Below are 12,419 nucleotides of genomic sequence, written 5' to 3'. Positions count from 1 at the left end.
GGTTGGACAAACGTTAGCACCGCCTTATCAGCGGTCAAGGGATTACTAGCGGAAATGCGGCTTTCGAAGTGCGCTCCACAGGGCGGGGAAAAACTGGTCCAGAGAATTGGTCCAGACGCTCCTCACAGCGAAGGTTGTTCGAGGTGACGGGGGCGGTCGAAAGCTCCGCTCCACGCCGCACCCGCATCCAGCTGGAAAAGCGCGAGCTCATTCTGGAGGCGGCGCTCGAAGTCTTCTCCACCAACGGTTTTCGCGGTTCGACCATCGACCAGATCGCCGAAGCCGCCGGCATGTCGAAGCCGAACCTGCTCTATTATTTCCGCCGCAAGGAGGACATCCACGAGACGCTGATGCAACGGCTTCTCGACACCTGGCTGGCGCCGCTGCGCGAACTCGACGACATTGGCGATCCGCTGACCGAACTGCGCAACTACATCAGGCGCAAGCTCGAAATGGCGCGCGATTTCCCGCGCGAGAGCCGGCTATTCGCTAATGAGATCCTGCAGGGCGCGCCGCGCATCATGCCGATGCTGGAAGGTGAGTTGAAGACGCTGGTCGACGAGAAAGCCAACGTCATCAAGGGCTGGATGCGCGCCGGCAAGATTGCCCGCACCGACCCCTGGCACCTGATCTTCTCGATCTGGGCGACGACGCAGCATTATGCCGATTTCGACGTCCAGGTCCGCGCCGTGCTCGGCCCCGACCGCGGCGGCGACGGCCGCTTCGAGGATGCCGCAAGGTTTCTCGAGCAACTGTTCATCGACGGGCTGAAGCCGAAAGACTAGCCTTGATGGTTCACGCGCTGCGCCGCGCGGCCGGCAGCGCATCGAGCAGCTTCTGCAGCTTGGCGATCGAGTTCTGCTCGGCGAGCGGCGTGTAGACGATCAGCTTCATGTCCGAGCCGTCGTCGATCGACAGGCTCATATGTTCGAACGCCATGGCGCCCGCTATCGGATGCCTGACATGCTTCACACCCGATAGGTTGCGGGCCACATCGCGCAGCGGCCACCAGGCGCGGAACTCCGGGCTTGAATGCGTCATCAGCGCAATCAACCGCTCGAAATCCGGATCGCCGACATACTTCGCGCTTTCCGCCCGGAATGACGCCAGCACGGCGCGCGCCAGTTCCTCCCAGTCGACGAGCAGGCGCCGATGCTGCGGGCTGGTGAAAACCATATGGACGATGTTGCGGGCATCGCCCTCCAGCAGGCCATAATCGCCGAACACGGCTGCCGCCGCCGGGTTCCAGGCCAGCACATCCCAGCGCCGCCCGACGACATAGGCCGGCTGCAGGACCAGGCTCTGCAGCATGTGCAGCAAGGGGCCGTCGATCCTTTCCGGCGCGTCGACGCGACGCTCCGGCTGCGGCCGGCCGGCGAGAATAAACAGATGCCGTTGCTCAGCCGCGTCCAGGCGCAGCGCCTGGCTGAGTGCGGTCAGCACTTCCACCGACGGCCGAACGTCGCGGCCCTGCTCCAGCCAGGTGTACCAGGTCGTGCCGACGCCGGCGATCATCGCCACCTCCTCGCGCCGCAGCCCGGGCGTGCGCCGGCGTAAGCCGGTCGAGATGCCGGTGGCCGAAGGCGTCAGCCTTTCGCGCCGCGAACGCAGGAAGGCGCCGAGCTCGCGGCGGCGGCTGTCTTCGGCGGAATGCGCGGTGGAATCCATGGCCGCTATTATAGCAGTACCGATACCAGGATAAAGTTTGAACTGTTTGGCAAGTGGCTGGTGCCCCATCTTTCCGCTCAGAGCGATGAGATGGAGGCTCTGAACATGGAACTGAAAGACAAGACAATCCTCATCACCGGTTCGACCGACGGCGTCGGCCGCGTCGTCGCGCAAAGGCTCGGCGCCGGCGGCGCCCGCATCCTGGTGCATGGCCGCGACGCGACCAGGGGCAAGGCGGTCGTGGCCGAGATCGAAGCCACCGGCGGCGAGGCCGAGCTGCTCGTCGCCGATCTCTCCTCCTTGGCGGAAGTCCGCCGCCTCGCCGAGGCCGTGCGCACAAGGACCAAGCGGCTCGAAGTCCTCATCAACAATGCCGGCGTCGGCACCGCCGGCCCCAACGCGAAACGGCAGGTCAGCGCCGACGGCTACGAGTTGCGCTTTGCCGTCAATTATCTCGCCGGCTTCCTGCTCACCACGGAGCTGCTGCCGCTGCTCAAGGCCAGCGCGCCGGCGCGCATTGTCAACGTCGCCTCGGCCGGCCAGCAGGCGATCGATTTCGACGACGTCATGCTGACCCGCTCCTATGACGGCGTCCGTGCCTACTGCCAGAGCAAGCTGGCGCAGATCATGTTCACCATCGATCTGGCGGAGCAGCTGAACGGCATCGGCGTCACGGTCAACAGCCTGCATCCGGCAAGCTACATGAACACCACGATGGTGCGGCAGGCGGGCGTCACACCCTGGAGCTCGGTCGAAACCGGCGCCGAAGCCATCATCAACCTCGCCGCATCGCCGGCCCTGGAAGGGCGGAGCGGCCTCTATTTCGACGGCCAAAAAGAATCCCGCGCCGATGCGCAAGCCTATGACGCTAAGACACGACGTCGATTGCGGGAATTGAGCCTCGGTCTTGTCGGGCTCGCACCGGCTTCCGCAACATCGAAGAGAGAAAATTCATGATCGAGAAAGCGCAACACACTGTGGTCGTCGGCGGCTCCTCCGGCATCGGCCTCGCCACCGCGAAAAAACTGCTTGGCCCGGGCATGAACGTGACGATCACCGGGCGCAGCCGGGAACGGCTCGACAACGCATGGCAAAGCCTTGGCGGTGCCGTCGGAAAAGCTGCCTTCGATGCCGCGAAGCCGGACGAGGTTCGCCGGTTTTTCAGCGATCTCGGCCCTTTCGATCACCTGGTGCTGGCCGCGAGCGGCGGCAAGGGGCTCGGCCCGTTCGAAACGCTTGACCTGACCGACATCGGCGGCGGCGTCGACGAGAAGGTCCGGCCGCAGCTCTCCTGCCTGCAGGCCGCCTTGCCGACGCTGAACAAGAGCGGCTCGGTGACTTTCATCTCGGCGGTGTCGGCGCAATTGTCGGCGCCGGGTGTCGCCGGCATCGCCGCCGTCAACGGCATGCTGCTGACCGTAGTGCCGATCCTGGCAATGGAGCTGAAGCCGTTACGCGTCAATGTCGTGGCGCCGGGCGTCATTGACACGCCCTGGTGGGATTTTTTGCCTGATGAACAGCGCCATGCGGTGTTTGCCGATTATGCAGGCAAGACGCCGGTCGGCCGCATCGGCCGCGCCGAGGACGTTGCTGAGGCGATCGCGTTCCTGGTTTCGAACAGCTTCGTCACCGGCCAGATCCTGACCTGCGACGGCGGCTTGCGGTATGCGGCGTAACGCGGCTACATTTACGCGGCAATCGCTTTCAAAGCGACTGCGCGATCAGCGCCAGAAATCCTCCGGTCAGCGCGACGTTGCCGACAAAGCCATTGATGCGGGACGCGCGCTCGGGACCCTGATGATCCCAGAAATTATGGAACATCGGCGTAGCAACGACAAGGAACAACACCAGGCACAGAGCGGCGGCAGCGGTCCAGATGCCCGCGATCACCAGTGCTCCGGTGACGGTCTGCAGGACGATCCCCAGCCAGAGCACCAGCCGCGCCTGCGGCACGCCGCGCGTCGTCATCAATTGGGTCAGGAACGCCGCGTTCTGGATGTTGCGCAGGCCGGCAAAGACAAAGGCGCCGCCGAGCAGCAGGCGGGCCGCGAATAGAATCTCACTATCAAAGCTTGAAAACATGCTGTTGGTCCTTGGGCAGAAAAGAGGCGCGCGACGCAGGCCGCGCGCCTGGTCCATGCTCAAGCGGCCATGACCGCCGGCATCGGATGGATTGCATGGAACGGAACGCAAAGTCGGTTCCAGGTGTTGATCATGCCGAGTGCAACCGACAGCTTGACCAACTCCTGCTCCGAAAAATGCTCGAGCGTCCTTGCGTAGAGTTCGTCCGAAACACCGTTGTCGGCGATCCTGGTCAGCGCGTCGGTCCAGGCAAAGGCTGCGCGTTCGCGCTCTGAAAATAGCGGCGATTCCTTCCAGGCGGAGACGAGATAGAGCCGCTGCTCGCTCTCGCCGTCGTGGCGCGCCTCGCGGCTGTGCATCTCGACGCAATACGAGCAGCCGTTGATCTGCGACGCCCTGAGCTTGATCAGATGCAACAGGCTTTTTTCGAGCCCGCATTCGTCGACTGCCTTGTTGAGCACCGACACCGCCTTCATGATCTCCGGCGCCGCGCCGAAAAATTGCAGCCTCTCTTTCATCGTTTTTAGCCTTTCATGCTTGCTTGGTTGAACTTGATTTCTGCGGACGCTGACGGCGCTCGACGAAGGCGCAGTTGGCGGCGACCGAACGGGGATCGGCATCGGCCGTGTATTCTGCAACGATGTCGGACAGCCGGGCGTCGGCGAGCGCTGCGCGGTAGGCACGCTCGGCCTTCAGCATCGCCACCTTGATGCCGCAGGGTTTGACATAAACCGAGGCATCGAGCCTGGCGGGGCCGCGCTGGCGGATTTCGGCGCAGCGAAAGGCCGGTTCTCGCCCTTCGACGGCCAACACGATATCGAGCAGCGTAATGCGTTCCGCCGGCCGCGCCAGCCGGTAGCCGCCGGACGGCCCCGGAACCGATTCCAGAATGCCCGACACCGTCAGCATGTTGAGATGCTTGAGGAGATAGCTCGGCGACAGCCCGAACGCTTCCGCCATGGCAGCACCCGGCATGGTCGCGGCGCCATCAACGCCAGCAAGCATCGCGGCGCAGTGGATGGCCGCTTCGACGCCCTCACCCAGCTTCATTTCGCTCTCCTAGTCATGGATATAGATTATCGTGGATAATCTTTGTCCGCAATAGGGAAATTAAAAAAGCGGCGCCCGTGAACGCCGCTTTTTTTTCGCAATGCTATTCCGCCGCCACCTTGGCCATCGGGTTGTTCGGATGCGTCGTCCAGTTGGCGTAGATCGGTGACACCGGCTTGCCGGTGCGCTGGTCCATCACGCCGACCGCCAGCGGCTCCATGGTGATGCAGTTCTCGACCGGGCAGACATTGACGCAGAGATTGCAGCCGACGCATTCGGCCTCGATCACCTCGAAATGCCTGACGCCGTCCACCATGCTGGTGATCGCCTGGTGCGAGGTGTCCTCGCAGGCGATGTGGCAGCGGCCGCATTTGATACAGGCGTCCTGGTCGATATGCGCCTTGGCGATATAGTTGAGGTTGAGATACTGCCAGTCGGTGACGTTGGGCGTGGCGCGGCCGACGATGTCGTCGAGCGAGGCATGGCCCTTCTCGTCCATCCAGTTTTCCAGGCCGGCGATCATCTCCTGCACGATCTTGAAGCCATAGGTCATTGCCGCCGTGCACACCTGCACATTGCCGGCGCCGAGCGCCATGAACTCGGCGGCGTCGCGCCAGGTGGTGATGCCGCCGATACCGGAGATCGGCAGGCCATGCGTTTCCGGGTCGCGCGCGATCTCGGCCACCATGTTCATCGCGATCGGCTTCACCGCCGGACCGCAATAGCCGCCATGCGAACCCTTACCGTCGATCGTCGGCTCCGGTGCGAAATTGTCGAGATTGACGCCGGTGATCGAATTGATGGTGTTGATCAGCGACACCGCGTCGGTGCCGCCGGCAAGGGCAGCGCGTGCCGGCTTGCGTATGTCGGTGATGTTGGGCGTCAGCTTGGTGATGACCGGCATGCGGGTGTTGGCCTTGCACCAGCGCACCACCATTTCGATGTATTCCGGCACCTGGCCGACCGCCGCACCCATGCCGCGTTCCGACATGCCGTGCGGGCAGCCGAAATTGAGCTCGATACCATCAGCGCCGGTCTCCTCGACCACCGGCAGGATAGCCTTCCAGGCATGCTCCTCGCACGGCACCATCAGCGAGACGACGATCGCCCGGTCGGGCCAATCCATCTTGACCTGCTTGATCTCGCGCAAATTGACCTGCAGGTCACGATCGGTGATCAGCTCGATATTGTTCAGGCCAAGCAGGCGACGATCGGCGCCCCAGATCGCGCCGTAGCGCGGGCCATTAACGTTGACCACCGGCGGACCCTCTTCGCCGAGCGTCTTCCAGACAACGCCGCCCCAGCCCGCCTTGAAGGCGCGGATGACGTTGTAGGCCTTGTCGGTCGGCGGCGCCGAGGCCAGCCAGAACGGGTTCGGCGATTTGATGCCGACGAAATTATTGCGGATGTCTGCCATGCTCATGCCCTCCCGTTCGAGGCAAGTGCCCGATGAATGCTTTCCGCCGCGTCGCGGCCTTGCGCGACGGCCGAGACGGTCAGGTCGTCGCCGCCAAAGATGCAGTCGCCGCCGGCCCAGACGTTTGGCAGCGAGGTGCGGCCTTCGGCGTCGACCTTGATGCGGCCGGCTTCCAGGTCAAGCAAAGCCCCGCTGCCGTTGAGCGCAGCCGGGACAAAACTCTGGCCGATCGCCTTGAACACCTGGTCGGCGGTCAGTGTCAGCCGCTCGCCGGTGCCGACGAGCCGGTCGCCGTCCATCGCGGTGTATTCGAGCTCGATCGCCGACACCTTGCCGCCATCGGCAATGACCCGCTTCGGCTGCAGCCAGTGCCGGATGATGACGCCGTTGGCAGCGGCCAGGTCCTGCTCGAATTCGGAGGCGTTCATGTGCTCCGGGCCGCGCCGATAGCAGATCGTCACCTCTTCGGCCCCGAGCAGCTTCGATTGCACCGCCGCGTCGATCGCCGTCATGCCGCCGCCGATGACGACAACACGCCGGCCGACCGGCAGGCTGGCCAGATCACTGGCCTGACGGAGCTCGGCAATGAACTCGACAGCATTGGTGACGCCTTGCGCCTCCTCGCCATCCGCTCGCAAGGCATTGACGCCGGCAAGCCCCATGCCGAGGAACACCGCGTCGTAATTCCGGGTCAGGTCCGACAGCTGGTAATCACGGCCGAGCGCCTTGCCGTTCTGGATGTCGATGCCGCCGATCGACGTGACATAGTCCACCTCGGCTTGGGCGAAATTGTCGACGCTCTTATAGGCCGCGATACCGTATTCATTAAGGCCGCCGGCCTTCGGGCGGGCTTCCAGGATGGTCACGTCGTGGCCGTAGCGGGCGAGCCGATGCGCGGCCGCTAGCCCGGCCGGACCGGCGCCGACCACGGCGACGGTCTTGCCGGTCGGTTCGGGGCGCTTGTAGAACTGCTTGTTTTCGGCCATGGCGACATCGGTGGCGTAGCGCTGCAGGCGACCAATCTGCACCGGCTTGCCTTCGGCCACTTCGCGCACGCAGACCTCTTCGCACAGCGTTTCGGTCGGGCAGACGCGGGCGCACATGCCGCCCAAAATGTTCTGTTCGAAAATCGTCTTGGCCGAGCCGATCGGATTGCCCGTCGAAATCTGGCGGATGAACAGCGGGATGTCGATCGAGGTCGGGCATGCATTCATGCACGGCGCGTCATAGCAGAAATAGCAGCGGTCGGATTCGACCAGCGCCTCGTGATGATCGAGCGGCGGATGCAGGTCGGCAAAATTGTCGGCATATTGTTCCGGCGAAAGCCGCCCGCCGGCAATGCCTTGCTTGAACTGGCCTTCTGCCATCGTCAGTTCCCCATGTTCTTGTTTTGGGGAAGGCTAGCACGTTTTATTTTTTTATCAATTGGTCAATTTTCGGCCAAGCGACTGAAAAGCTTCAACAAACATGATTGTAATAATCATGTTTTTCCAAACGGCCATATACGTCACGAAGCAGGTACGGAACCGCATTCAGGAGCGTTGCCATGGAGCAACCTGATCTCGTCGCACAGCGCGACAAGTTCGGAAGTGAGCGACATCCGGCGCATGGATCAACAACCCCTCGTTGACTGCAAGCAAAGTCGAAAACCACAGGGCGCGCAACCCGGTAACATTTCCGGTTTGCCGTCATCTTTTTTGGTTGGCTGTCGGATTTTCGTCGTGAAGATCGTCCTAGAATGGATCGCGCATGATCGAAAAACCGCAAGGAGCACGACAATGCCACAGTCCCCCACGCCCTTCTTCTGGTACGAGCTGATGACCACCGATCTCGACGCCGCCGAGGCGTTCTACACCGCCGTGGTAGGCTGGCGGGGGCAGCCTTTCGACGGGGCGCCGGGCATGCCGCGCTATATCGTCATGAATGTCGGCGAGCGCGGCGTCGGCGGGCTGATGACGCTGCCCGATGACGCGCGCAAGATGGGAATGCCGCCGGCCTGGATCGGTTATATCCTCACCAGGGATGTCGATGCCACAACGGCCTCCCTCAAGAAGGCTGGTGGCGCGGTTCACCGCGAGCCAGACGACATTCCGGGCGTTGGCCGCTTCGCCGTCGTTGCCGATCCGCAAGGCGCGATGTTCAACTTCCTGCAGCCCAGCGGTCCCGACCAGCCGCCGCTACCATTGGCGACACCCGGCAACATCGGCTGGCATGAGCTCTACACATCAGACTGGAAGGCGGCGTCCGATTTCTATTCCAGTCAGTTCGGCTGGGAGAAGGGCGACGCCATGGATATGGGTCCGATGGGCGTCTACCAGCTTTTCGCCTTCGGCGGCGAGCCCGTTGGCGGCATAATGAACAAGCCCGAGCAGATCCCGATGCCGGTCTGGCAGTTCTATTTCAACGTGCCCGGCATCGACGCGGCAGCCAAGCGCGTCACCGACAATGGCGGCAAGATCCTGATGGGTCCGATGGAGGTCCCCGGCGGCAGCTGGATCGTGCAGTGCACAGACCCGCAAGGCGCCCATTTCGCGCTAATGGCACCGGTGCGGTAGCAACGTCGCGTCGCGATTGGCGAAACCGGCAGCAAAAACCGATCTCCCCCCTCGTGGGGGAGATGTCCGGCAGGACAGAGAGGGGCGCTGTCCCTCCAACCTTACGCTCTTTGAGAACTATTCCGGCGTCAGCACGGAAACTTTGAGATCGGGCTTCTTGGCGCCGCTGAGCTGGATGGTCGCCGGGCCGGCGGCTAGCTTGAAGCGCACGCTCTTGCGGATCCCCGGACAGGTTTTTATACCACTGAAAGCCGCCGACTTCACGGCTTTACCGTCCTGAACGACATCGATCCAAGCCTCATCAGACAGGCTGATCTGGAGCTCTCCCTCCGGGGGCACGGCCACGCTCGCCATCGCGCCGAATGTACCGGCTGCCGGCGCGCGTTCCGGCGGAACGGTGAAGCTGATCGTGCCGACCGGCGCCAACGCCACATCTGCAGCCTCGCCGACCGAAAGGTCAGCGCCGGACTGCGCGGCGGGCGCCGCCGCAAACAGGGCCTCCTCGCGCGTCACCGGCCATTTGAAGGCAGCACAGCCGGCATCGTCGGCCGTGGCGACGCTGGTGCCTGCAAGGATGGCGAATAGGCTGACGACGACTTTTCTCATGGCAAACGGAACCCACATGGTTTGGAGTGTCTGGATATCACTACAACTATAGCATTTAAAATACAACCCTGGAGAGAAAAATATTAAAAGAACGAGGAACATTTCCAATCACTGATTGTGGCTGGCGGGCCATGCGAAGTGAATGGTCCCCTGTCGGGCGATGATCTATGGCCGGTTCGGGGGTAAAATGGAGTCTTAGATGAAGCTTTTCGACGGTCTTGTCAGATATCAGCTGCAGGCTCTGGCCGCATTGCGCTTCGTGACGGCACTGCAATTCATCGAACATGGTACGCAAAAGCTGTTCAATTTCCCCGTCGGCGACCATGCCGGCGCCCTGAGCGGGCTATCGCTGACCGCGGCCATCCTGGAAGTCGCCGGTGGCATCCTGCTGGTATTGGGGCTTTTCACTAGGCCGGTGGCATTCCTTCTCAGCGGTGAGATGGCGATCGCCTATTTCATGGCGCACATGCCGCGCGACTTCTTCCCGGTCAACAATGGTGGCGATGCGGCAATATCGTTCTGCTTCATCTTCCTCGATCTGGTATTCGCCGGCGCCGGCGCATGGGCGCTGGATAACCGCCGCAGCGCCTGAAACCTCACCCACGCATCCGCTCGAAGTTCGCGTCGAACAGTGGGACCGGCTGCATGCGCGCAACATGGCGTTTGCCCAGAAGCTCGATCTCAAAACCGTCGACTTCGTCGGCAATCTCTTTCGGCACATAGCCGATAGCGACGGATTTTTTCGAATGATGCGCATAGCCGCCCGACGTGACCCAGCCGCGCACGGCGCCGCCATGCCAGATTGGTTCGTCGCCGATGACGTCGGCATCGACAGCATCGACGACAAAGGCCCGCAGCCGCAGTCTGCCGCCTTGCTTGCGCTCTGCCAGCGCCGCCTGCTTGCCGATGAAATCGGCCTCCTTGGCATAGGCGACGAAGCGATCGAGGCCGGCCTCCAGCGGCCCATAGATCGGCCGGTATTCGCGCGCCCATGAGCCGTAATTCTTTTCCAGCCGCAATGCGTTGAGCGCTCGCGAGCCGAACAGGCCGATGCCGAATTCTTCGCCCGCCGCCATCAGCGCCTGATAGGCGGCGCGCTGATATTCCGGCGCCACCCAGATCTCGTAGCCGAGATCGCCGGTGTAGCTGACACGCCCGACCAGACACGGCGCCATGCCGATGTCCATCTTGCTGATGGCCATGAACGGAAAGGCCGTATTCGACACATCAGATGGTGTGACCTTTTCAAGAAGGTTCCGCGTGCTCGGCCCGGCGATCGATAAGCCGGTGAGTTTTGCTCCCAGCGCTTCGATACTGACCGAGCCGTCCTTCGGCAGATGCGCTTCGAACCAGCGCATATGGTACTGCTCGGCGACGCCGGAGCCGGCCAGGAACCAGCCGTCCCTTTCCGAATTTGGGCTGCTGAGATTGGCTAGCGTGAAATCGCCAATCAGCCTGCCGTCTTCCTTCAGCATCGGCGCCAGCGTCATGCGGCCGGGCCTTGGCAGCTTGCAGGCAAGCAGGCGGTCGAGCCAGGCTGCAGCGCCCTCGCCCGTCACCTTGTATTTGGCGAAGCTCGAAATCTCCGACAGGCCAACGCCTTCTCGAACGGTCTTGACCTCATTTGCGACATGCTCGAAATCGCTCGAGCGCCGCCACGAGAACTCGTCCCTCACGCCTTCCGGCGCATACCATAGCGGCACTTCCAGCCCATAGGCGACGCCCCATTGCGCGCCTTTGGCCGACAGGAGATCATAGACCGGTGTGGTCTTGAGCGGCCGTCCAGCGGGCAGTTCCTCGTTGGGGAAGCGGATCGAAAACCGCCGCGAATAGTTTTCGCGCACCTTGGCGTTGGTATAGGCCATCGTGGCCCAGTCACCGTAGCGCGACACATCCATCGCCCAGATGTCGGCGCCGGGATCGCCCTCGATCATCCAGTTCGACAGCGCCAGCCCGACGCCGCCCCCCTGTGAGAACCCGGCCATGACACCACAGGCCGCCCAGAACCCCGGCAGGCCGCGCACCGGCCCGACCAGCGGATTGCCGTCCGGCGCGAAGGTGAAGGGCCCGTTGATGATCTGCTTGATACCGGTGTTCTGGAAGGCCGGGAAATGCCGGAAGCCGACCTCCAGCGATGGCGCGATGCGGTCGATGTCGGGCTCGAGCAACTCGTGGCCGAAGTTCCACGGCGTCTGGAACTCGGACCATGGCTTGTTGGCCTTTTCGTAAGTACCCATCAGCATGCCGCCGCGCTCCTGACGCAGATAGAGCTCGCCATCAAAGTCGACTGCATGGATGATTTCCGTGCCGGTCTTCTGGTTCCAGGCGGCGACTTCCGGCATGTCCTCGGTGATCAGGTACATGTGCTCCATCGCCAGCACCGGCAGCTCCAGCCCGACCATGCGGCCGACCTCGCGCGCCCACAGGCCGCCGGCGTTGACGACATGCTCGGCCACCACCTCGCCCTTGTTGGTAATGACGCGCCACAGCCCGTCGGCGCGCCGCACGATGTCCTCGACCTTGGTGAAGCGCTCAACCTCGGCCCCAAGCTTCCTCGCGGCCTTGGCGTAGGCGTGGGTAACGCCGGATGGATCGAGATGGCCATCCTCCTTGTTGCGGACGGCACCGACGAACTGCTTGGGATCGAGCAGAGGCATCAGTTCGGCGGCTTCGGCCGGCGATATCTCCTCGAGCTCGATGCCGAGATAGCGGCCCTTGGCGACAACGCCGCGCAGCCAGTCGAGCCGCGCCTCGGTCGCCGCCAGCAGCACACCGCCGGTCAGATGCACGCCGGTCGCCTGGCCGGACAGTTCCTCAATCTCCTTGTAGAGCGAGATCGTGTATTTCTGCAGCTTGGCGACATTGGGATCGCCGTTGATCGTGTGCATGCCGCCGGCCGCGTGCCAGGTCGAGCCGGAGGTCAATTCATCGCGCTCCAGGAGCACGATGTCGGTCCAGCCGTGCCGGGCCAGATGGAACAGCACGGAGCACCCGACGACGCCACCGCCAATAACCACGACCTTTGCATGTGATTTCATGGG

General features: G+C 63.0%; 13 protein-coding genes. 5 read left to right on the top strand and 8 right to left on the bottom strand.

What is annotated here, in order from left to right; all coding sequences use genetic code 11:
• Positions 1 to 143 precede the first annotated feature (143 nt).
• Positions 144 to 785, top strand: coding sequence for a TetR family transcriptional regulator C-terminal domain-containing protein (locus tag NKH89_RS11400; protein ID WP_352482943.1), 642 nt, complete (start codon positions 144 to 146; stop codon positions 783 to 785).
• Positions 786 to 795: 10 nt separating this feature from the next.
• On the opposite strand, the gene NKH89_RS11395 is transcribed toward NKH89_RS11400, so the two are convergent.
• On the bottom strand, positions 796 to 1,668 hold the full coding sequence (locus NKH89_RS11395; RefSeq protein ID WP_352908881.1) for a helix-turn-helix transcriptional regulator: 873 nt from the start codon (positions 1,666 to 1,668) through the stop codon (positions 796 to 798).
• A 105-nt stretch (positions 1,669 to 1,773) separates the two neighbouring features.
• Here NKH89_RS11395 and NKH89_RS11390 point away from each other — a divergent pair, with 105 nt between their 5' ends.
• Complete coding sequence (locus tag NKH89_RS11390) at positions 1,774 to 2,625, top strand: SDR family NAD(P)-dependent oxidoreductase (protein WP_352589974.1); 852 nt, start codon at positions 1,774 to 1,776, stop codon at positions 2,623 to 2,625.
• Positions 2,622 to 3,344, top strand: a complete 723-nt coding sequence (locus NKH89_RS11385) for an SDR family oxidoreductase (protein WP_352908880.1) — start codon at positions 2,622 to 2,624, stop codon at positions 3,342 to 3,344. The genes NKH89_RS11390 and NKH89_RS11385 overlap by 4 nt, the downstream gene beginning before the upstream one ends.
• A 28-nt stretch (positions 3,345 to 3,372) precedes the next feature.
• Here the strand turns inward: NKH89_RS11385 and NKH89_RS11380 are convergent, their stop codons facing one another.
• From NKH89_RS11380 to NKH89_RS11360, 5 genes are all read right to left on the bottom strand, one after another.
• Positions 3,373 to 3,750, bottom strand: coding sequence for a DoxX family protein (locus NKH89_RS11380; protein ID WP_023720860.1), 378 nt, complete (start codon positions 3,748 to 3,750; stop codon positions 3,373 to 3,375).
• A 59-nt stretch (positions 3,751 to 3,809) separates the two neighbouring features.
• The gene (locus NKH89_RS11375) at positions 3,810 to 4,268 is read right to left on the bottom strand and encodes a carboxymuconolactone decarboxylase family protein (RefSeq protein WP_352495150.1); all 459 of its coding nucleotides are present in this window, start codon (positions 4,266 to 4,268) and stop codon (positions 3,810 to 3,812) included.
• 13 nt (positions 4,269 to 4,281) lie between these two features.
• Entirely contained in the window at positions 4,282 to 4,800 is a 519-nt protein-coding gene (locus tag NKH89_RS11370) for an RrF2 family transcriptional regulator (protein ID WP_352495149.1), read from the bottom strand.
• A 103-nt stretch (positions 4,801 to 4,903) separates the two neighbouring features.
• On the bottom strand, positions 4,904 to 6,217 hold the full coding sequence (gene preA, locus NKH89_RS11365) for an NAD-dependent dihydropyrimidine dehydrogenase subunit PreA (protein WP_352495148.1): 1,314 nt from the start codon (positions 6,215 to 6,217) through the stop codon (positions 4,904 to 4,906).
• 2 nt (positions 6,218 to 6,219) lie between these two features.
• The gene (locus tag NKH89_RS11360; protein ID WP_352589962.1) at positions 6,220 to 7,584 is read right to left on the bottom strand and encodes an NAD(P)-dependent oxidoreductase; all 1,365 of its coding nucleotides are present in this window, start codon (positions 7,582 to 7,584) and stop codon (positions 6,220 to 6,222) included.
• 411 nt (positions 7,585 to 7,995) lie between these two features.
• Here NKH89_RS11360 and NKH89_RS11355 point away from each other — a divergent pair, with 411 nt between their 5' ends.
• The gene (locus NKH89_RS11355; RefSeq protein ID WP_352495146.1) at positions 7,996 to 8,772 is read left to right on the top strand and encodes a VOC family protein; all 777 of its coding nucleotides are present in this window, start codon (positions 7,996 to 7,998) and stop codon (positions 8,770 to 8,772) included.
• A 117-nt stretch (positions 8,773 to 8,889) separates the two neighbouring features.
• Here NKH89_RS11355 and NKH89_RS11350 read toward each other — a convergent pair whose 3' ends face one another.
• Positions 8,890 to 9,396 (bottom strand): hypothetical protein, encoded by a 507-nt coding sequence (locus NKH89_RS11350; RefSeq protein WP_031194518.1) that lies wholly within the window; start codon positions 9,394 to 9,396, stop codon positions 8,890 to 8,892.
• A gap of 181 nt (positions 9,397 to 9,577) precedes the next feature.
• Here NKH89_RS11350 and NKH89_RS11345 point away from each other — a divergent pair, with 181 nt between their 5' ends.
• The gene (locus tag NKH89_RS11345; protein WP_352908878.1) at positions 9,578 to 9,970 is read left to right on the top strand and encodes a DoxX family protein; all 393 of its coding nucleotides are present in this window, start codon (positions 9,578 to 9,580) and stop codon (positions 9,968 to 9,970) included.
• A 4-nt stretch (positions 9,971 to 9,974) separates the two neighbouring features.
• Here the strand turns inward: NKH89_RS11345 and NKH89_RS11340 are convergent, their stop codons facing one another.
• On the bottom strand, positions 9,975 to 12,416 hold the full coding sequence (locus NKH89_RS11340; protein ID WP_352908876.1) for a GcvT family protein: 2,442 nt from the start codon (positions 12,414 to 12,416) through the stop codon (positions 9,975 to 9,977).
• Positions 12,417 to 12,419 lie beyond the last annotated feature (3 nt).

Source organism: Mesorhizobium sp. M0923, from assembly GCF_040319365.1.
In the GTDB taxonomy this organism is placed as follows: Bacteria; Pseudomonadota; Alphaproteobacteria; order Rhizobiales; family Rhizobiaceae; genus Mesorhizobium.
Note: the sequence above shows the minus strand (reverse complement) of the source record. Positions and strands in the feature narration are given on the sequence as shown.

Excerpts from the sequence above, each read along its gene's own strand:
- NKH89_RS11395 (WP_352908881.1), bottom strand. The coding sequence starts at position 1,668 with ATGGATTCCACCGCGCATTCCGCCGAAGACAGCCGCCGCCGCGAGCTC.
- NKH89_RS11390 (WP_352589974.1), top strand. The coding sequence starts at position 1,774 with ATGGAACTGAAAGACAAGACAATCCTCATCACCGGTTCGACCGACGGC.
- NKH89_RS11385 (WP_352908880.1), top strand. The coding sequence starts at position 2,622 with ATGATCGAGAAAGCGCAACACACTGTGGTCGTCGGCGGCTCCTCCGGC.
- NKH89_RS11380 (WP_023720860.1), bottom strand. The coding sequence starts at position 3,750 with ATGTTTTCAAGCTTTGATAGTGAGATTCTATTCGCGGCCCGCCTGCTG.
- NKH89_RS11375 (WP_352495150.1), bottom strand. The coding sequence starts at position 4,268 with ATGAAAGAGAGGCTGCAATTTTTCGGCGCGGCGCCGGAGATCATGAAG.
- NKH89_RS11370 (WP_352495149.1), bottom strand. The coding sequence starts at position 4,800 with ATGAAGCTGGGTGAGGGCGTCGAAGCGGCCATCCACTGCGCCGCGATG.
- preA (WP_352495148.1), bottom strand. The coding sequence starts at position 6,217 with ATGGCAGACATCCGCAATAATTTCGTCGGCATCAAATCGCCGAACCCG.
- NKH89_RS11360 (WP_352589962.1), bottom strand. The coding sequence starts at position 7,584 with ATGGCAGAAGGCCAGTTCAAGCAAGGCATTGCCGGCGGGCGGCTTTCG.
- NKH89_RS11355 (WP_352495146.1), top strand. The coding sequence starts at position 7,996 with ATGCCACAGTCCCCCACGCCCTTCTTCTGGTACGAGCTGATGACCACC.
- NKH89_RS11350 (WP_031194518.1), bottom strand. The coding sequence starts at position 9,396 with ATGTGGGTTCCGTTTGCCATGAGAAAAGTCGTCGTCAGCCTATTCGCC.
- NKH89_RS11345 (WP_352908878.1), top strand. The coding sequence starts at position 9,578 with ATGAAGCTTTTCGACGGTCTTGTCAGATATCAGCTGCAGGCTCTGGCC.
- NKH89_RS11340 (WP_352908876.1), bottom strand. The coding sequence starts at position 12,416 with ATGAAATCACATGCAAAGGTCGTGGTTATTGGCGGTGGCGTCGTCGGG.